Here is a 17,351-nt window from a genome sequence, read left to right on the forward strand (position 1 = left end):
ATGAAGTACAAACAGCCTGTCTCGGTGTTGGTCGTGATTTATGCAAAGGACACCGGGAGAGTGCTGATGTTACAGCGACGCGACGATCCTGACTTCTGGCAGTCGGTCACCGGTAGCCTGGAAGAGGGTGAAACCGCGTCGCAGGCCGCCATGCGCGAAGTAAAGGAAGAGGTCGCCATTGATGTTGCGACTGAGCAACTGACCTTAATTGACTGTCAGCGCACGGTGGAGTTTGAGATTTTTCGCCATTTACGTCATCGCTATGCGCCGGGAATTGAGCGTAATACTGAATCCTGGTTTTGCCTGGCTCTTCCCTCAGAACGAGAGATCGTGTTCACCGAACATCTGACCTATCGTTGGGTTAATGCGGTTGAAGCCGCCCAGTTAACCAAGTCGTGGAGTAATCGGCAGGCGATTGAAGAATTTGTGATTAACGTCGCCTGAGAAGGCGCGCTTTTTGGAGATATTATTTATGGCAGGTCATAGTAAATGGGCCAACACCAGACATCGTAAAGCCGCTCAGGATGCTAAACGCGGTAAAATTTTTACCAAAATCATTCGCGAGCTGGTAACGGCGGCTAAACTGGGCGGTGGCGATCCGGATGCTAACCCGCGTCTGCGCGCGGCGGTGGATAAAGCGCTGTCCAACAACATGACCCGTGACACCCTGAACCGTGCCATCGCGCGTGGCGTGGGCGGTGATGAAGACTCGAACATGGAAACCATCATCTATGAAGGTTACGGTCCTGGCGGCACCGCCGTGATGATTGAATGCCTGTCTGACAACCGTAACCGTACCGTGGCTGAAGTGCGTCATGCGTTCAGCAAAACCGGCGGTAATCTGGGCACCGACGGCTCCGTGGCTTACCTGTTCAGCAAAAAAGGCGTGATCTCTTTTGAGAAAGGCGACGAAGACACCATCATGGAAGCGGCGCTGGAAGCCGGTGCTGAAGATGTAGTGACCTACGACGACGGCGCGATTGATGTTTACACCGCGTGGGAAGAGATGGGCAAAGTGCGTGACGCGCTGGAAGCGGCTGGCCTGAAAGCAGACAGCGCTGAAGTGACGATGATCCCATCCACTAAAGCGGACATGGATGCTGAAACGGCACCGAAACTGATGCGTCTGATCGATATGCTGGAAGACTGCGACGACGTACAGGAAGTTTACCACAACGGTGAAATCTCCGATGAGGTTGCTGCGACCTTAGAATGATGTGGTTAAGCCATAAAGTAACAGGAGATGCGTGATGTCTATTATTCTCGGCATTGACCCGGGGTCACGCATTACCGGTTATGGCGTAATCCGTCAGGTCGGCAGGCAACTGACCTACCTCGGCAGCGGTTGTATTCGCACCAAAGTCGACGATCTTCCGTCACGTTTGAAGCTAATTTATGCGGGCGTGACGGAGATCATCACCCAGTTCCAGCCGGACTATTTTGCCATTGAGCAGGTCTTTATGGCGAAGAACGCCGACTCGGCGCTAAAGCTGGGGCAGGCGCGCGGCGTGGCAATCGTTGCGGCGACCAATCAGGATCTTCCGGTCTTTGAATACGCAGCCCGCCAGGTAAAACAGACCGTGGTTGGTATCGGTAGTGCGGAAAAAAGCCAGGTACAGCACATGGTGCGTACGCTGCTGAAGCTGCCCGCCAACCCGCAGGCGGACGCCGCGGATGCGTTGGCGATTGCCATTACCCACTGCCATGTCAGTCAGAATGCCATGCAAATGAGCGAGTCGAGGCTGAATCTGGCGCGAGGTCGGTTACGTTAGTGACAAATGAGGCTGGATATCTATCCAGCCTTTTTTTATGATAGCGCATTACCTTTTAGCCCTTAACGCAGGAGCGTCACGTGATAGGCAGACTCAGAGGCATCATTCTTGAAAAACAACCCCCGCTGGTCCTTCTGGAAACCGGCGGCGTCGGCTATGAAGTGCATATGCCCATGACCTGTTTTTACGAGCTGCCGGAAGCCGGACAGGAAGCGATTATCTTCACCCATTTTGTAGTTCGTGAAGACGCGCAGTTGCTGTATGGCTTCAACAACAAGCAAGAACGCACGCTATTTAAAGAGTTAATTAAAACCAACGGCGTAGGCCCGAAGCTGGCACTGGCGATCCTTTCCGGTATGTCTGCCCAGCAGTTCGTGAATGCCGTTGAACGTGAAGAGCTTGGCGCGCTGGTGAAGCTACCTGGTATTGGAAAGAAAACTGCCGAACGTTTGATTGTTGAAATGAAGGACCGCTTTAAAGGTCTGCATGGCGATCTCTTCACCCCGGCGGCAGATCTGGTCCTGGCCTCTCCGGCAAGTCCGGCAACGGAGGACGCCGAGCAGGAAGCGGTTGCTGCGTTGGTGGCGTTAGGCTATAAACCACAGGAAGCCAGCCGCATGGTGAGCAAAATTGCCCGCCCTGATGCCAGCAGTGAAACCCTGATTCGTGAAGCGCTTCGCGCGGCATTGTGAGGTAAAGGATGATTGAAGCAGATCGCCTGATTTCGGCTGTCAGCACGACACCTGAAGACCTGGTGGATCGTGCGATCCGCCCTAAATTGCTGGAAGAGTATATTGGCCAGCCTCAGGTACGCTCGCAAATGGAGATTTTTATCCAGGCGGCTAAGCTGCGTGGTGATGCCCTCGATCACCTGCTGATTTTCGGCCCTCCTGGCCTCGGTAAAACCACGCTTGCCAATATTGTTGCCAATGAAATGGGCGTCAACCTGCGTACCACATCCGGACCGGTACTGGAGAAAGCGGGCGATCTGGCGGCTATGCTCACTAACCTTGAACCCCACGATGTGCTGTTTATCGATGAGATCCATCGCCTGTCACCGGTGGTGGAAGAGGTGCTGTATCCGGCGATGGAAGATTATCAGCTGGATATCATGATTGGCGAAGGGCCTGCTGCACGTTCAATTAAGATCGATCTGCCACCGTTTACCCTGATTGGAGCGACGACGCGCGCCGGGTCGTTAACGTCCCCGCTGCGTGATCGCTTTGGTATTGTGCAGCGACTGGAGTTCTATCAGGTTGCCGATCTGCAGCACATTGTCGGACGTAGCGCCCGCTTCATGGGACTTGAAATGAGCGATGAAGGGGCGTTGGAAGTGGCGCGTCGCGCCCGCGGTACGCCGCGTATCGCCAACCGTTTATTACGCCGGGTACGTGATTTTGCCGAGGTGAAGCATGACGGCACCATTTCGGCGGATATCGCCGCTCAGGCGCTGGATATGCTCAACGTCGACGCGGAAGGCTTCGATTATATGGACCGCAAGCTGCTGCTGGCGGTGATCGATAAATTCTTCGGTGGACCGGTCGGCCTGGATAACCTGGCAGCGGCAATCGGGGAAGAACGTGAAACCATTGAGGATGTGCTGGAGCCGTATCTGATTCAGCAAGGTTTTCTGCAGCGTACGCCGCGCGGAAGAATGGCAACGGTGCGCGCCTGGAACCATTTCGGGATCACGCCGCCAGAGATGCCTTAACGCCTGAAGTCGCTACATTCATCAGGCCTGGGCGATTTTGTAGGCCCGGTAAGCGCAATGCCACCGGGCAACACACGTTTAGCTTGCCTGCTTTTTCATCATACTGAAGATAAACAGCAGCGCGGCGCACAGCACAACGGATGGCCCTGCTGGGGTATCATAAAAGGCTGAAAAGGTCAGTCCCCCTGTAACCGCTATCATACCCACACCAACGGCGACGCCGGCCATCTGTTCCGGCGTACGGGCGAAACGACGGGCGGTTGCCGCAGGGATGATCAGCAGCGAGGTGATAATCAGCGCCCCGACAAACTTCATCGCCACACCGATAGTTAAAGCTGTAACCAGCATCAGCAGCAGCTTAACGCGTTGCAGCTTCACGCCATCAACAAAGGCCAGGTCCGGACTGATGGTCATTGACAGCAGGTTGCGCCACTGCCAGAACAGAATCGCCAGAACCATAACCACGCCAATAGCGATGGAGATGAGATCTTCTGGCGTCACGGCGAGTAAATCACCAAACAGGTAGGCCATCAGATCCACGCGGATGTTTGACATCAAGCTGACGACAACCAGCCCCAATGACAACGCGCTGTGCGCCATAATACCGAGCAAGGTATCGATCGCGAGGTGAGGGCGCTTCTCCAGCCATACCAGACCGGCCGCCAGCAGCAGGGTCACGGCAATGACGGCATAGAAAGGATTTACATTCAACAGCAGACCAAAAGCGACACCCAGCAGTGAGGCGTGGGCCAGCGTATCACCAAAATAAGACATGCGACGCCAGACGACGAACGAGCCGAGTGGGCCAGCGGCACAGGCCAGCATGATCCCAGCTAACCAACCGGGTAATAACAATTCAATCATGAGTGACCATTTCCCCGGCGTAAGACGATACGACCCTGTAAATCGTGGCGATGATTATGATTATGACGGTAAATTCCGAGTTGTTCGGCGCCGCGTTGCCCGAACATTGAGATGAATTCCGGGTGCATGGAAACCACTTCCGGCGCGCCGGAACAGCAAATATGATGGTTGAGGCACAGCACTTCATCGGTTTTAGCCATCACCAGATGCAGGTCATGGGAAACCATCAGTACAGCGCAATCCAGTTCGCGTCGTAACTGGTCGATAAGATCGTACAGTGCGACCTGACCATTGACATCCACACCCTGAGTTGGCTCATCAAGGACCAGTAGTTGAGGCTTATTCAATAAAGCACGGGCCAACAGGACGCGTTGCGTTTCCCCGCCAGAGAGTTTTTGCATTGGTGCATTCATCAGATGCCCGGCCTGAACGCGCTTCAGCGCCGGAAGGATATCCTCTTTTTTGGTGCCTGGACGTAAGCGCAGAAAACGACTTACCGTCAGCGGAAGCGTGGTATCGAGGTATAGCTTTTGCGGCACATAGCCAATCCGCAATTGACCATTACGCTTGATAACTCCCTCATCAGCCGCTACCAGCCCTAAAACAACGCGCACCAGCGTAGACTTGCCGGCGCCATTCGGGCCGAGAAGCGTCAAAATTTTACCGGGTCGAAGTTCAAGCGATACGTCAGAAAGGACGCGGCGTTGACCATAAGAGACCGAGACATTTTCCAGTGAAACCAAAGTCGTCATATCAATTTTAGTCTTGCAGAAGTTATAGAATGTTATAATATCACATTTCTTACATTCATTACGATGATTGGTCGCATTATGTTACATAAAAATACGCTTCTTTTCGCAGCATTATCCGCTGCTCTTTGGGGTAGTGCAACACAGGTGGCAAATGCCGCTGTCGTGGCGTCTCTTAAGCCGCTGGGATTTATTGCTTCAGCCATTGCTGATGGGGTAACTGATACCCAGGTTCTGCTGCCTGACGGGGCTTCCGAACACGATTACTCACTCCGTCCTTCAGACGTAAAACGCTTACAGGGCGCGGACTTAGTCGTGTGGATTGGACCTGAGATGGAAGCGTTTATGGAAAAGTCAGTCAAGAATATTCCTAACGCGAAACAGGTAACGATTGCGCAGCTTAATGACGTGAAACCGTTACTCATGAAAGGTGCTGACGACGACGATGACGATCATGGACACAATGATGCTGGTGGTGAAAAAAGTGACGAGCATCACCATCATGGCGATTACAACATGCATCTTTGGCTCTCCCCAGAGATAGCGCGGGCCTCAGCGGTTGCAATCCATGAAAAATTAGTGGAACTTATGCCGCAAAGTCGAGCCAAACTTGACGCCAACCTGAAGGATTTTGAGGCACAATTAGCCGCAACCGATAAGCAGGTAGGTAACGAGCTCGCGCCGCTCAAGGGTAAAGGTTATTTCGTTTTTCATGACGCCTATGGCTACTACGAGAAACACTACGGACTAACGCCGCTTGGTCACTTTACCGTGAACCCTGAGATTCAACCTGGTGCGCAGCGTTTACATGAAATAAGAACACAGTTGGTTGAGCAAAAAGCAACCTGCGTTTTTGCTGAGCCACAGTTCAGGCCAGCGGTCGTTGAAGCCGTCGCGAGAGGGACAACCGTTCGAATGGGAACGTTGGATCCGCTCGGAACGAATATCAAACTGGGTAAAACAAGCTATTCAGCGTTTTTGAACCAATTAGCCAACCAGTATGCGAGCTGCCTGAAAGGAGATTAATGAGGAAGTGAATACGTGCAACAGATAGCCCGCTCTGTCGCTCTGGCATTTAATAATCTGCCTCGACCCCATCGCGTTATGCTGGGGTCGCTTACTGTACTGACATTGGCCGTCGCTGTGTGGCGGCCCTATGTTTACCACCCCGATTCTGCACCCATCGTCAAAACTATCGAGCTGGAAAAAAGCGAGATTCGTTCACTGTTGCCTGAGGCCAGCGAACCTATCGATCAGGCCGCTCAGGAAGATGAAGCTATCCCCCAGGATGAACTGGATGACAAAACGTCTGGTGAGGCCGGTGTGCATGAGTATGTCGTCTCTACGGGCGATACGCTGAGCAGTATTCTGAATCAGTACGGCATCGATATGGGTGACATCAGCCAGCTTGCTGCTTCCGATAAAGAGTTGCGTAACCTGAAAATTGGTCAGCAACTTTCCTGGACGCTAAGTGCGGAAGGTGACCTGCAACGCCTGACCTGGGAAGTCTCTCGTCGCGAAACCCGTACTTACGATCGCACCGCGACGGGTTTCAAAATGAGTAGCGAAATGCAGCAGGGCGACTGGGTTAACAGCCGTATCAAAGGCACAGTCGGTGGGAGCTTCGTCGCCAGTGCTAAAGATGCCGGGCTGACCAGCTCGGAAATCAGTGCGGTGATCAAGGCCATGCAGTGGCAGATGGATTTCCGCAAACTGAAAAAAGGCGATGAGTTCTCGGTGCTGATGTCTCGCGAAATGCTCGACGGCAAACGTGAGCAAAGCCAGCTGTTGGGTGTGCGTTTGCGTTCTGAAGGCAAAGATTATTACGCCATCCGTGCTGAAGACGGTAAGTTCTATGACCGTAATGGTACCGGACTGGCGAAAGGCTTTATGCGTTTCCCAACGGCGAAACAGTTCCGCATCTCCTCGAACTTTAACCCGCGTCGCCTGAACCCGGTAACGGGACGCGTGGCACCGCATAAAGGTGTCGACTTTGCGATGCCGCAGGGCACGCCAGTGCTGTCGGTAGGTGATGGTGAAGTTGTTGTCGCGAAGCGCAGCGGCGCCGCTGGCTATTATGTTGCGGTACGTCATGGTCGCACCTACACCACACGTTATATGCACTTGCGTAAGCTGTTGGTTAAGCCAGGACAAAAAGTGAAACGTGGCGACCGTATCGCGCTGTCAGGCAATACCGGACGCTCAACGGGTCCGCACCTGCATTACGAAGTGTGGATCAACCAGCAGGCTGTTAACCCACTGACGGCGAAACTGCCGCGTACAGAAGGGTTGACCGGCTCAGATCGCACTGATTACCTGGCACAGGTGAAAGAAGTTGTTCCTCAGCTGCGTTTCGATTAATTAGCACACTGACAGAGCCGGTACGCGATGCGTGCCGGCTTTTTTATTTTGTACGGCGCACGGTGCGCCGCTACACTATCAGCAGATTTACTTTTCGCGATACCAGACACTGGAAGAGCATGGAAACGAAAAAAAAGAATATTGAGTATATCCCTGAGTTTCACAAATCATTTCGCCATCCGCGCTACTGGGGCGCCTGGCTTGGCGTGGCGGCGATAGCCGGGATTGCGTTAACGCCAGCATCATTCCGCGATCCTGTTCTGGCGAAGCTCGGACGGCTCGCCGGAAGACTGGGAAAAAGCTCACGTCGCAGAGCATTAATCAATTTGTCTCTCTGCTTTCCTGAGCGTAGTGAAGCCGAGCGCGATGCTATTGTCGATGAAATGTTCGCGACCGCGCCTCAGGCGATGGTCATGATGGCGGAACTGGCGATACGCGGCCCGGAGAAAATTCAGAGTCGGGTCGACTGGCAAGGACTGGATATCATCGAAGAGATGCGTCGCAACGATGAAAAGGTGATTTTTCTCGTTCCTCATGGCTGGGGGGTGGACATCCCGGCGATGTTGATGGCCTCCAAGGGGCAGAAAATGGCGGCGATGTTCCACAACCAGGGAAACCCGGTATTCGATTACGTATGGAACACAGTGCGCCGTCGTTTCGGTGGTCGCCTGCATGCGCGTAACGACGGTATCAAACCATTTATTCAGTCTGTACGTCAGGGATATTGGGGATACTATCTGCCGGATCAGGACCATGGTCCTGAACACAGCGAGTTTGTGGACTTTTTTGCTACCTATAAAGCAACGTTACCGGCGATTGGCCGTCTGATGAAGGTGTGCCATGCGCGCGTGGTGCCTCTGTTCCCGGTATATGATGGTAAAACGCACCGCCTGACGATCCAGGTACGTCCTCCGATGGATGACATTCTGACTGCGGATGATCACACCATTGCCAGACGAATGAACGAAGAGGTGGAAATTTTTGTTGCGCCACACCTTGAGCAATACACCTGGATTTTAAAGCTGCTTAAGACGCGTAAACCCGGTGAAATTGAGCCATATAAACGCAAAGATCTCTATCCGAAGAAATAAAAAAAAGCCTCTCAAACGAGAGGCTTTTTTACATCAAACGCTGGCATTATTCGACAGTCAGAATACGCGTAGTGTTGGTGGAGCCAATGGTGCTCATGACATCGCCCTGGGTCACAATCACCAGATCACCGGAGACCAGATAACCTTTATCGCGCAGCAGGTTCACCGCTTGATTGGCGGCAACCACGCCATCAGTTTCGCTGTCAAAGTGAACCGGGGTGACACCGCGATACAGAGAGGTCAGATTCAGCGTACGCTCATGACGAGACATCGCGAAAATCGGCAGACCAGAACTGATACGAGAGGTCATCAGCGCGGTACGACCAGACTCAGTCATCGCGATGATAGCGGTTACCCCTTTCAGGTGGTTAGCGGCATACATCGCTGACATAGCAATTGCTTCTTCGACGTTGTCAAACTGCACGTCAAGACGGTGTTTGGAGACATTGATGCTCGGGATCTTCTCGGCACCCAGGCATACGCGAGCCATTGCCGCGACGGTTTCTGCCGGGTACTGGCCTGCTGCCGTTTCTGCAGAGAGCATAACGGCATCGGTACCGTCCAGAACGGCGTTAGCCACGTCCATCACTTCCGCACGGGTCGGCATTGGGTTGGTAATCATCGACTCCATCATCTGTGTGGCGGTAATGACCGCACGGTTCAGCTGACGCGCGCGACGAATCAACGCTTTTTGAATACCTACCAGCTCAGGATCGCCGATTTCAACGCCCAGGTCGCCACGCGCCACCATCACCACGTCAGAGGCCAGGATGATGTCATCCATCGCATTCTGGTCGCAGACAGCTTCCGCACGTTCTACCTTGGCGACGATTTTCGCGTCGCAGCCAGCGTCGCGCGCCAGACGGCGGGCATAGTTCAGATCTTCGCCGCAGCGAGGGAAGGAGACTGCCAGGTAGTCAACGCTGATTTGCGCTGCAGTGACGATGTCAGCTTTATCTTTTTCGGTCAGGGCTTCAGCAGAAAGACCGCCGCCCAGTTTGTTGATGCCTTTATTGTTGGACAGCGGGCCACCGACGGTGACTTCGGTGAAGACTTTCATACCCTGAACTTCCAGCACCTTAAGCTGTACGCGACCGTCGTCAAGTAGCAGGATATCGCCTGGCACAACGTCAGCAGGCAGACCTTTATAATCGATCCCGACTTTTTCTTTGTCGCCTTCGCCTTTGCCGAGGTTGGCGTCTAACAGGAACTTGTCGCCAACATTAAGAAAAACTTTACCTTCTTTAAAGGTTGATACGCGGATTTTAGGTCCCTGCAGGTCACCCAAAATAGCTACATGACGTCCCAGTTTTGCGGCAATTTCACGGACCTTATCCGCCCGCATTTTGTGATCTTCTGGAGAGCCGTGCGAAAAGTTCATACGTACGACGTTCGCACCCGCAGCGATAATTTTTTCGAGGTTGTTATCGCGATCAGTTGCCGGGCCTAACGTGGTAACGATTTTGGTTCTGCGAAGCCTTCTGGACATGTAATACTCCGTTGACTGAAACAACTAGGTGTTGCGTGAACATTAATCCGGCCGTTCTCAAACATTGACGGTAAATGAACGACCCGGATGATAAAAGGGTAGAACATTGTTATTGCTTTTAGCGATCATCACTCTTGATGAGTAATTCTTTATCAAAACGCGATTCCTTGAGTGCTTCCTTGACACGCTTCAAGTTATCTCTAAATTTTGCCCCGCGGCGCAAAGTAAACCCTGTAGCCAGCACATCTATCACGGTCAGTTGAGCAAGTCGAGAGACCATGGGCATATAAATGTCAGTATCTTCCGGTACGTCGAGGGTAATGGCCAGCGTTGCTTCACGCGCCAGCGGCGTACCGGGAGAGGTCAAGGCGATAACCATCGCGTCGTTTTCCCTCGCCAACTGCGCCAGTTCAACCAGACTCTTGGTTCTTCCGGTATGCGAAATCAACACAATAACGTCGTCGTCGCTACAATTCATGCAACTCATGCGTTGCAGTACAATATCGTCGGAATAGATCACCGGTACGTTAAAACGAAAAAATTTGTTCATCGCGTCGTGCGCTACTGCGGCGGAAGACCCAAGGCCAAAAAAGGCAATTTTCTTTGCCTGGGTTAACAAATCCACCGCCCTGTTTACCGCGGTGTTATCCAGAGACTGGCGTACGTGGTCAAGACTTGCCATCGCCGACTCGAAGATTTTTCCCGTGTATGATTCTACGCTGTCATCCTCATCCACATTACGATTAACATATGGGGTGCCATTTGCCAGACTTTGCGCCAGATGCAGTTTAAAATCAGGAAAGCCGCGCGTATCCATACTGCGACAGAATCGGTTAACCGTCGGCTCGCTAACATTGGCTTCCAGCGCAAGCGCGGCGATGCTTGAATGGATTGCCCGGTCGGGTGAGGCAAGAATAATGTCAGCGACTTTACGTTCTGACTTGCTCAAATGTTCCAGTTTTAACTGGATTTTTTCCAGCATATTCATGATGTAGGTCGACTCATGGCTCATGGGAAAAAGCGATTTCAGCGATACGGGGAAATCGGGAGATACATTTGTTAGATATTACCCCTGCTAAGGAAGGAACGGGGCAAAATGGACAGAATAGTTGTTGTTTTTTTTCATTACATGATCGGAGTCTGGTTTTCTTACTTCTTCATAGGTACGAAAAAAAGCGACTTTTTTATCCATTTTGCAGAGGTAAACGCCAATCAAACGCCTGTTCGCGGTAACAGCACGGCTGGATAAGCGTTTACGGTTTCCGGATTCACGTAAAAGCAGTACAGTGCACTGTAATAAAATTACAACCAGTGTCTGGCAAAAGCACCAGACACTTAATTGAGGAGAATGACATGGCGGTAACGCAAACAGCCCAGGCATGTGACCTGGTCATTTTCGGCGCGAAGGGCGACCTGGCGCGGCGGAAATTGCTGCCTTCCCTGTATCAACTGGAAAAGGCCGGCCAGATTAACCCGGAAACCCGTATTATCGGGGTAGGGCGTGCCGACTGGGACAAAGCAGCCTATACCAAGGTTGTGCGCGAAGCGCTCGAAACCTTCATGAAAGAAAAAATTGATGAAGGTTTGTGGGAGACCCTCAGCGGTCGTCTGGAGTTTTGTAATCTGGACGTCAATGATACCGCCGCATTTAGCCGTCTGGGTGAAATGCTGGATCAGAAATCACGTACCACTATTAACTATTTCGCGATGCCGCCAAGCACTTTTGGCGCAATCTGCAAAGGTTTGGGTGAAGCAAAGCTGAATGCTAAACCTGCCCGCGTTGTGATGGAAAAACCGTTAGGAACATCACTGGCAACATCCCGCGAGATCAACGATCAGGTCGGCGAATATTTCGAAGAGTGTCAGGTTTATCGTATCGACCACTATCTCGGCAAAGAGACGGTGTTGAACCTGCTGGCACTGCGCTTTGCCAACTCCCTGTTTGTAAACAACTGGGATAACCGCACGATCGATCACGTTGAAATTACCGTCGCGGAAGAAGTGGGTATTGAAGGTCGCTGGGGCTATTTTGACCAGGCCGGTCAAATGCGCGACATGATCCAAAACCACCTGCTGCAGATCTTGTGCATGATCGCGATGTCTCCGCCGTCGGACCTGAGCGCCGACAGCATCCGCGATGAAAAAGTGAAGGTACTGAAATCACTGCGTCGCATCGATCGCTCGAACGTGCGTGAAAAAACGGTTCGCGGTCAGTACACCGCGGGTTTTGCCCAGGGCAAAAAAGTCCCCGGATATCTGGAAGAAGAGGGCGCGAACAAGAGCAGCAATACAGAAACGTTTGTGGCGATCCGTGTGGATATCGATAACTGGCGTTGGGCGGGCGTTCCGTTCTATCTGCGTACCGGCAAGCGTTTACCGACGAAGTGCTCTGAAGTCGTGGTCTACTTCAAAACGCCTGAGCTGAATCTGTTCCGGGAATCCTGGCAGGATCTGCCGCAGAACAAGCTGACTATTCGTTTGCAGCCTGATGAAGGTGTTGATATCCAGGTGCTGAACAAAGTACCGGGTCTGGATCACAAGCATAACCTGCAAATTACCAAGCTTGATCTGAGCTATTCCGAAACCTTCAACCAGACGCATCTGGCCGACGCTTATGAACGTCTGCTGCTTGAAACAATGCGCGGTATTCAGGCGCTGTTTGTGCGTCGTGATGAAGTTGAAGAAGCCTGGAAATGGGTCGACTCAATTACCGAAGCGTGGGCAATGGACAACGATGCGCCGAAGCCATATCAGGCAGGGACCTGGGGACCGGTTGCCTCTGTGGCAATGATCACCCGAGATGGTCGTTCCTGGAACGAATTCGAGTAAAAGATCGCCTTACCCATAGTGGTTATTTTACCGGTAACATGATCTAACACAGATTGCAGAATAATTTTTGCACTTTTAAGCCTCGCGTGGATTCACCCGCGGGGCTTTTTTTATTACACTGCCTGAAACGATTTTGCCCCTGAGCTACGGCAAACAAGCGATTCAGCACTTTTAACCTGACTGATAAGCATTGTTAATCCTACCGCTCTGACAGATAAATTTTAGGAGCCTCTATGAATCCGGATTTGTTACGCGTAACACAACGTATCGTCGAACGTTCTCGCGACACACGTTCTGCCTATCTCGCCCGTATTGAACAAGCTAAATCGACCACCGTTCATCGTTCGCAACTGGCATGCGGTAACCTGGCGCATGGCTTTGCCGCGTGTCAGCCGGACGACAAGGCATCGCTGAAAAGCATGCTGCGTAACAATATCGCGATCATTACCTCCTACAACGACATGCTTTCCGCGCATCAACCGTATGAACATTATCCGGCGATCATTCGCAAAGCACTGCATGAAGCCAATGCGGTAGGTCAGGTTGCCGGTGGTGTGCCGGCCATGTGTGACGGTGTTACCCAGGGACAGGATGGGATGGAACTTTCGCTGCTGAGTCGTGAAGTGATTGCGATGTCAGCCGCTGTAGGTCTCTCTCACAATATGTTCGATGGCGCACTGTTCCTCGGCGTGTGCGATAAAATTGTCCCGGGCCTGGTAATGGCGGCGCTGTCATTCGGTCACCTGCCGTCAATCTTCATTCCTTCCGGCCCGATGGCGAGTGGCCTGGCAAACAAAGAAAAAGTGCGTATTCGTCAACTCTATGCGGAAGGCAAAGTTGATCGCATGGCGCTGCTTGAGTCCGAGGCGGCGTCCTATCACGCACCGGGTACCTGTACGTTCTACGGCACGGCGAATACTAACCAGATGGTCGTGGAGTTCATGGGGATGCAACTGCCAGGTTCTTCATTCGTCCATCCGGATGCGCCGCTGCGTGAAGCGTTGACCGCTGCTGCAGCCCGTCAGGTTACGCGTCTTACCGGGAACGGCAATGAATGGATGCCGATCGGTAAAATGATCGATGAAAAAGTGGTGGTGAACGGAATTGTGGCGCTGCTGGCGACCGGGGGCTCAACTAACCATACAATGCATCTGGTGGCCATGGCGCGCGCGGCCGGGATTCTGATTAACTGGGATGACTTCTCCGATCTGTCCGACATTGTGCCGCTGATGGCGCGTTTGTACCCGAACGGTCCGGCGGATATTAACCATTTCCAGGCGGCGGGCGGCGTACCGGTTCTAATGCGTGAGCTGCTGAACGCGGGTTTGCTGCACGAAGATGTGAATACCGTTGCCGGATTCGGTTTATCGCGTTACACCATGGAGCCGTGGCTCAACAACGGTGAACTGGACTGGCGCGAAGGGGCGGCGAAATCGCTGGACAGCAACGTGATTGCCTCTTTTGACCAACCTTTCTCCCACCACGGCGGTACCAAAGTGCTGAGCGGTAACCTCGGGCGTGCAGTGATGAAAACGTCGGCAGTACCGGTCGAAAATCAGGTTATAGAAGCCCCGGCAGTTGTTTTTGAAAGTCAGCACGATGTGTTACCGGCCTTTGATGCGGGTCTGCTTGACCGCGATTGCGTAGTTGTTGTGCGTCATCAGGGACCAAAAGCGAACGGAATGCCAGAATTACATAAACTCATGCCGCCACTTGGTGTATTATTGGACCGTTGTTTCAAAATTGCGTTAGTTACCGATGGACGACTTTCAGGTGCTTCAGGTAAAGTGCCTTCAGCAATCCATGTAACCCCAGAAGCCTATGATGGCGGTCTGCTGGCAAAAGTACGTGATGGCGACATCATTCGTGTGAATGGACAGACAGGTGAATTGACGCTGCTGGTTGACGAAGAGGAACTTGCCTCACGTCAGCCTCACATTCCAGACCTCAGCGCATCGCGCGTGGGTACTGGACGTGAAATGTTCAGCGCGTTGCGTGAGAAGCTGTCCGGCGCGGAGCAGGGCGCAACCTGTATCACTTTTTAAGACTTATTTTGTAATCAGGCGAGAGAAAACTCTGATGAAAAACTGGAAGACAAGTGCAGAAGCAATCCTGACCACTGGCCCGGTTGTACCGGTTATTGTGGTTAATAAACTGGAACATGCGGTGCCGATGGCAAAAGCGCTGGTTGCAGGTGGCGTGCGCGTTCTGGAAGTGACCTTACGTACTGCATGTGCGATGGATGCCATTCGTGCGATCGCGAAAGAAGTTCCGGACGCCATCGTCGGCGCAGGCACTGTACTGAATCCGCAACAACTGGCTGAAGTTACTGAAGCCGGTGCGCAGTTTGCTATCAGCCCGGGTCTGACCGAGCCGCTGTTAAAAGCCGCAACGGAAGGGACTATTCCGCTGATCCCAGGTATCAGCACCGTTTCTGAACTGATGTTGGGTATGGACTACGGATTAAAAGAGTTCAAATTCTTCCCGGCAGAAGCGAACGGCGGTACTAAAGCGCTGCAGGCGATTGCGGGTCCGTTCTCTCAGGTGCGTTTCTGCCCAACCGGTGGTATCTCCCCGGCGAACTACCGTGACTACCTGGCGCTGAAAAGCGTGCTGTGCATCGGGGGTTCCTGGCTGGTTCCAGCAGATGCGCTGGAAGCTGGTGATTACGATCGCATTACTAAACTGGCGCGTGAAGCAGTAGAAGGCGCGAAGCAGTAAGCCGTTAATGCGTATACCGTAGGCCGGATAAGGCGCGTCAACGCCTTATCCGGCCTACGGATCTGGTTTTTATCCTGTAACTTTCACCTGTGCGGCGGCATTTTTCGCACGTTCAACCGCCTCTTCAATGGTCTGCGCTGTAGCCAGTACCACGCCTAAACGACGACTCCCGTCGATCTCCGGCTTACCAAAGAATCGTACTTGCAGACCAGCGCCCACGGCGGCCTGTACGTTATCAAACGACACATTCTGGCTGGTAAGTTGCGGCAGAATAACGGCGGAAGCGGAAGGCCCGTACTGACGGATTTCGCCAACGGGCAGACCGAGAAATGCGCGAACGTGCAGGGCAAACTCAGACTGGTCCTGCGATATTAAGGTCACCATTCCGGTATCGTGTGGGCGAGGGGAGACTTCGCTAAAAATCACCTCATCACCGCAGACAAATAGCTCCACGCCAAACAGACCGTAGCCACCTAACGCCAGCACGACTTTACGGGCAATATCCTGCGCGCGCGCCAGCGCCAGGTCGCTCATCTGCTGAGGCTGCCAGGATTCACGATAATCGCCATCTTCCTGACGATGCCCTACTGGCGCGCAAAAGTGCACGCCATCAACGGCGCTAACGGTAAGCAGGGTAATTTCAAAATCAAAATCTACCACGCCTTCGACGATAACACGCCCGGCGCCTGCCCGGCCTCCCTGTTGAGCATAGTTCCAGGCTTCGGTGAGTCGATCGGCTGAACGAATAAAGCTTTGCCCCTTACCTGAGGAACTCATTACTGGCTTCACGATGCAAGGAAAGCCTATTTCGGCGACGGCCTCGCGAAAGCGAGTTTCGCTGTCTGCAAAGCGGAAAGAAGAGGTTGGTAAAGACAGCTCCTCTGCGGCGAGGCGACGGATCCCTTCGCGGTTCATGGTCAGTTGGGTCGCTCGTGCGCACGGCACAACGTGTTGCCCTTCCTGTTCCAGTTTTACCAGCATATCCGTGGCAATCGCCTCTATTTCCGGCACGATATAATGTGGCTTTTCGCGCTCGACAACCTCGCGCAATGCTTCGCCATCCAGCATGTTGATAACGTATGAGCGATGGGCAACGTGCATGGCTGGCGCGTCGGGGTAACGATCCACTGCAATGACTTCCACACCCAGGCGTTGGCATTCGATCGCCACTTCTTTACCCAGTTCACCTGAGCCTAATAACATCACTCGCGTTGCTGCGGGACGCAGCGCTGTGCCTAATAACGTCATAAATTAATCCCCTGTTTTATCTGGGCGCAGTATATACGAAAACGTTTGCGTCTGTCTTTATTACCAGGTTGATTTTGGGACTCAAAAATAATATACTGTACATAAATACAGGTAATTTAAGAGGCTGCAAAAATGGCGGTTGAAGTTAAATACGTAGTCATTCGGGAAGGTGAGGAAAAAATGTCGTTTACCAGCAAAAAGGAAGCCGATGCGTATGACAAAATGCTTGATACAGCGGATTTGCTCGACACATGGCTGGAGCAGTCACCGGTAGCGCTTGAAGACGAGCAGCGTGAAGCGCTTTCCCTGTGGCTGGCTGAGCAAAAAGATGTGCTGAGCACCATCCTGAAAAACGGCAAACTGCCTTCTCCGCAGGTCGTTGAAAATGACGCACACGCTGAGGATGATACCCAGGCTGCCTGAAACGACTTGCGCTCCTGACGTTTTGTACCATGCTTTTCCCTGAATCATTGTGCAATCCCTGACGTTCTTTCGCGTTGCTACATGCAACCGGAA

The 17,351-nt window shown here is 52.7% G+C and carries 17 protein-coding genes; 12 read left to right on the forward strand and 5 right to left on the reverse strand.

Going from position 1 to position 17,351, the window contains the following annotated elements:
- The 5 genes from nudB to ruvB all read left to right on the forward strand — a co-directional run bounded on the left by nudB (position 1) and on the right by ruvB (position 3,483).
- Positions 1-444, forward strand: a complete 444-nt coding sequence (nudB, locus tag FHD02_RS05425) for a dihydroneopterin triphosphate diphosphatase (protein WP_042307807.1) — start codon at positions 1-3, stop codon at positions 442-444.
- 28 nt (positions 445-472) lie between these two features.
- A complete protein-coding gene (locus FHD02_RS05430; RefSeq protein WP_006684137.1) occupies positions 473-1,216 on the forward strand; it encodes a YebC/PmpR family DNA-binding transcriptional regulator in 744 nt (247 codons plus the stop codon).
- 34 nt (positions 1,217-1,250) lie between these two features.
- Entirely contained in the window at positions 1,251-1,772 is a 522-nt protein-coding gene (ruvC, locus tag FHD02_RS05435; RefSeq protein ID WP_003034867.1) for a crossover junction endodeoxyribonuclease RuvC, read from the forward strand.
- 80 nt (positions 1,773-1,852) lie between these two features.
- Positions 1,853-2,464, forward strand: a complete 612-nt coding sequence (ruvA, locus tag FHD02_RS05440) for a Holliday junction branch migration protein RuvA (protein WP_137370483.1) — start codon at positions 1,853-1,855, stop codon at positions 2,462-2,464.
- Positions 2,465-2,472: 8 nt separating this feature from the next.
- On the forward strand, positions 2,473-3,483 hold the full coding sequence (ruvB, locus tag FHD02_RS05445; RefSeq protein ID WP_005120696.1) for a Holliday junction branch migration DNA helicase RuvB: 1,011 nt from the start codon (positions 2,473-2,475) through the stop codon (positions 3,481-3,483).
- 78 nt (positions 3,484-3,561) lie between these two features.
- Here the strand turns inward: ruvB and znuB are convergent, their stop codons facing one another.
- Together znuB and znuC are read right to left on the reverse strand one after the other, a co-directional pair.
- A complete protein-coding gene (gene znuB, locus FHD02_RS05450; RefSeq protein WP_137370482.1) occupies positions 3,562-4,347 on the reverse strand; it encodes a zinc ABC transporter permease subunit ZnuB in 786 nt (261 codons plus the stop codon).
- Positions 4,344-5,099: a zinc ABC transporter ATP-binding protein ZnuC gene (gene znuC / locus FHD02_RS05455; protein WP_006684140.1), complete on the reverse strand. Its 756-nt coding sequence runs from the start codon at positions 5,097-5,099 to the stop codon at positions 4,344-4,346. The genes znuB and znuC overlap by 4 nt, the downstream gene beginning before the upstream one ends.
- Positions 5,100-5,177: 78 nt before the next feature.
- Here znuC and znuA point away from each other — a divergent pair, with 78 nt between their 5' ends.
- The 3 genes from znuA to lpxM all read left to right on the forward strand — a co-directional run bounded on the left by znuA (position 5,178) and on the right by lpxM (position 8,548).
- Complete coding sequence (gene znuA, locus FHD02_RS05460) at positions 5,178-6,122, forward strand: zinc ABC transporter substrate-binding protein ZnuA (RefSeq protein ID WP_042307999.1); 945 nt, start codon at positions 5,178-5,180, stop codon at positions 6,120-6,122.
- Positions 6,123-6,137: 15 nt separating this feature from the next.
- Positions 6,138-7,457, forward strand: a complete 1,320-nt coding sequence (gene mepM / locus FHD02_RS05465; RefSeq protein ID WP_050764953.1) for a murein DD-endopeptidase MepM — start codon at positions 6,138-6,140, stop codon at positions 7,455-7,457.
- Between the two features lie 119 nt (positions 7,458-7,576).
- A complete protein-coding gene (gene lpxM, locus FHD02_RS05470; RefSeq protein WP_220393670.1) occupies positions 7,577-8,548 on the forward strand; it encodes a lauroyl-Kdo(2)-lipid IV(A) myristoyltransferase in 972 nt (323 codons plus the stop codon).
- 46 nt (positions 8,549-8,594) lie between these two features.
- On the opposite strand, the gene pyk is transcribed toward lpxM, so the two are convergent.
- Both pyk and FHD02_RS05480 read right to left on the reverse strand, forming a co-directional pair.
- Positions 8,595-10,037 carry a pyruvate kinase gene (gene pyk, locus FHD02_RS05475; protein ID WP_042307816.1) on the reverse strand — a complete coding sequence of 481 codons (1,443 nt, stop codon included), beginning with the start codon at positions 10,035-10,037 and terminating at the stop codon, positions 8,595-8,597.
- 118 nt (positions 10,038-10,155) lie between these two features.
- Complete coding sequence (locus FHD02_RS05480) at positions 10,156-11,025, reverse strand: MurR/RpiR family transcriptional regulator (RefSeq protein ID WP_042308002.1); 870 nt, start codon at positions 11,023-11,025, stop codon at positions 10,156-10,158.
- 365 nt (positions 11,026-11,390) lie between these two features.
- On the opposite strand from FHD02_RS05480, the gene zwf reads away from it, so the two are divergent.
- The 3 genes from zwf to kdgA all read left to right on the forward strand — a co-directional run bounded on the left by zwf (position 11,391) and on the right by kdgA (position 15,587).
- Entirely contained in the window at positions 11,391-12,866 is a 1,476-nt protein-coding gene (gene zwf, locus FHD02_RS05485) for a glucose-6-phosphate dehydrogenase (RefSeq protein ID WP_003034896.1), read from the forward strand.
- A gap of 233 nt (positions 12,867-13,099) precedes the next feature.
- Positions 13,100-14,911, forward strand: coding sequence for a phosphogluconate dehydratase (gene edd / locus FHD02_RS05490; protein WP_220393671.1), 1,812 nt, complete (start codon positions 13,100-13,102; stop codon positions 14,909-14,911).
- A gap of 34 nt (positions 14,912-14,945) precedes the next feature.
- Positions 14,946-15,587 (forward strand): bifunctional 4-hydroxy-2-oxoglutarate aldolase/2-dehydro-3-deoxy-phosphogluconate aldolase, encoded by a 642-nt coding sequence (kdgA, locus tag FHD02_RS05495; RefSeq protein ID WP_003034901.1) that lies wholly within the window; start codon positions 14,946-14,948, stop codon positions 15,585-15,587.
- Between the two features lie 69 nt (positions 15,588-15,656).
- Here kdgA and purT read toward each other — a convergent pair whose 3' ends face one another.
- Positions 15,657-16,835, reverse strand: a complete 1,179-nt coding sequence (gene purT, locus FHD02_RS05500) for a formate-dependent phosphoribosylglycinamide formyltransferase (protein WP_137370480.1) — start codon at positions 16,833-16,835, stop codon at positions 15,657-15,659.
- 132 nt (positions 16,836-16,967) lie between these two features.
- Here purT and yebG point away from each other — a divergent pair, with 132 nt between their 5' ends.
- Positions 16,968-17,258, forward strand: coding sequence for a DNA damage-inducible protein YebG (gene yebG / locus FHD02_RS05505; protein WP_137370479.1), 291 nt, complete (start codon positions 16,968-16,970; stop codon positions 17,256-17,258).
- Positions 17,259-17,351: the final 93 nt, after the last annotated feature.

Origin of the sequence: Citrobacter sp. EC_71, assembly GCF_019584005.1 — a bacterium.
GTDB classification, from domain to species: domain Bacteria; phylum Pseudomonadota; class Gammaproteobacteria; order Enterobacterales; family Enterobacteriaceae; genus Citrobacter; species Citrobacter werkmanii.

Excerpts from the sequence above, each read along its gene's own strand:
- nudB (WP_042307807.1), top strand. The coding sequence starts at position 1 with ATGAAGTACAAACAGCCTGTCTCGGTGTTGGTCGTGATTTATGCAAAG.
- znuB (WP_137370482.1), bottom strand. The coding sequence starts at position 4,347 with ATGATTGAATTGTTATTACCCGGTTGGTTAGCTGGGATCATGCTGGCC.
- kdgA (WP_003034901.1), top strand. The coding sequence starts at position 14,946 with ATGAAAAACTGGAAGACAAGTGCAGAAGCAATCCTGACCACTGGCCCG.
- zwf (WP_003034896.1), top strand. The coding sequence starts at position 11,391 with ATGGCGGTAACGCAAACAGCCCAGGCATGTGACCTGGTCATTTTCGGC.
- znuC (WP_006684140.1), bottom strand. The coding sequence starts at position 5,099 with ATGACGACTTTGGTTTCACTGGAAAATGTCTCGGTCTCTTATGGTCAA.
- lpxM (WP_220393670.1), top strand. The coding sequence starts at position 7,577 with ATGGAAACGAAAAAAAAGAATATTGAGTATATCCCTGAGTTTCACAAA.
- znuA (WP_042307999.1), top strand. The coding sequence starts at position 5,178 with ATGTTACATAAAAATACGCTTCTTTTCGCAGCATTATCCGCTGCTCTT.
- pyk (WP_042307816.1), bottom strand. The coding sequence starts at position 10,037 with ATGTCCAGAAGGCTTCGCAGAACCAAAATCGTTACCACGTTAGGCCCG.
- yebG (WP_137370479.1), top strand. The coding sequence starts at position 16,968 with ATGGCGGTTGAAGTTAAATACGTAGTCATTCGGGAAGGTGAGGAAAAA.
- FHD02_RS05480 (WP_042308002.1), bottom strand. The coding sequence starts at position 11,025 with ATGAATATGCTGGAAAAAATCCAGTTAAAACTGGAACATTTGAGCAAG.
- purT (WP_137370480.1), bottom strand. The coding sequence starts at position 16,835 with ATGACGTTATTAGGCACAGCGCTGCGTCCCGCAGCAACGCGAGTGATG.
- FHD02_RS05430 (WP_006684137.1), top strand. The coding sequence starts at position 473 with ATGGCAGGTCATAGTAAATGGGCCAACACCAGACATCGTAAAGCCGCT.
- ruvC (WP_003034867.1), top strand. The coding sequence starts at position 1,251 with ATGTCTATTATTCTCGGCATTGACCCGGGGTCACGCATTACCGGTTAT.
- ruvB (WP_005120696.1), top strand. The coding sequence starts at position 2,473 with ATGATTGAAGCAGATCGCCTGATTTCGGCTGTCAGCACGACACCTGAA.
- edd (WP_220393671.1), top strand. The coding sequence starts at position 13,100 with ATGAATCCGGATTTGTTACGCGTAACACAACGTATCGTCGAACGTTCT.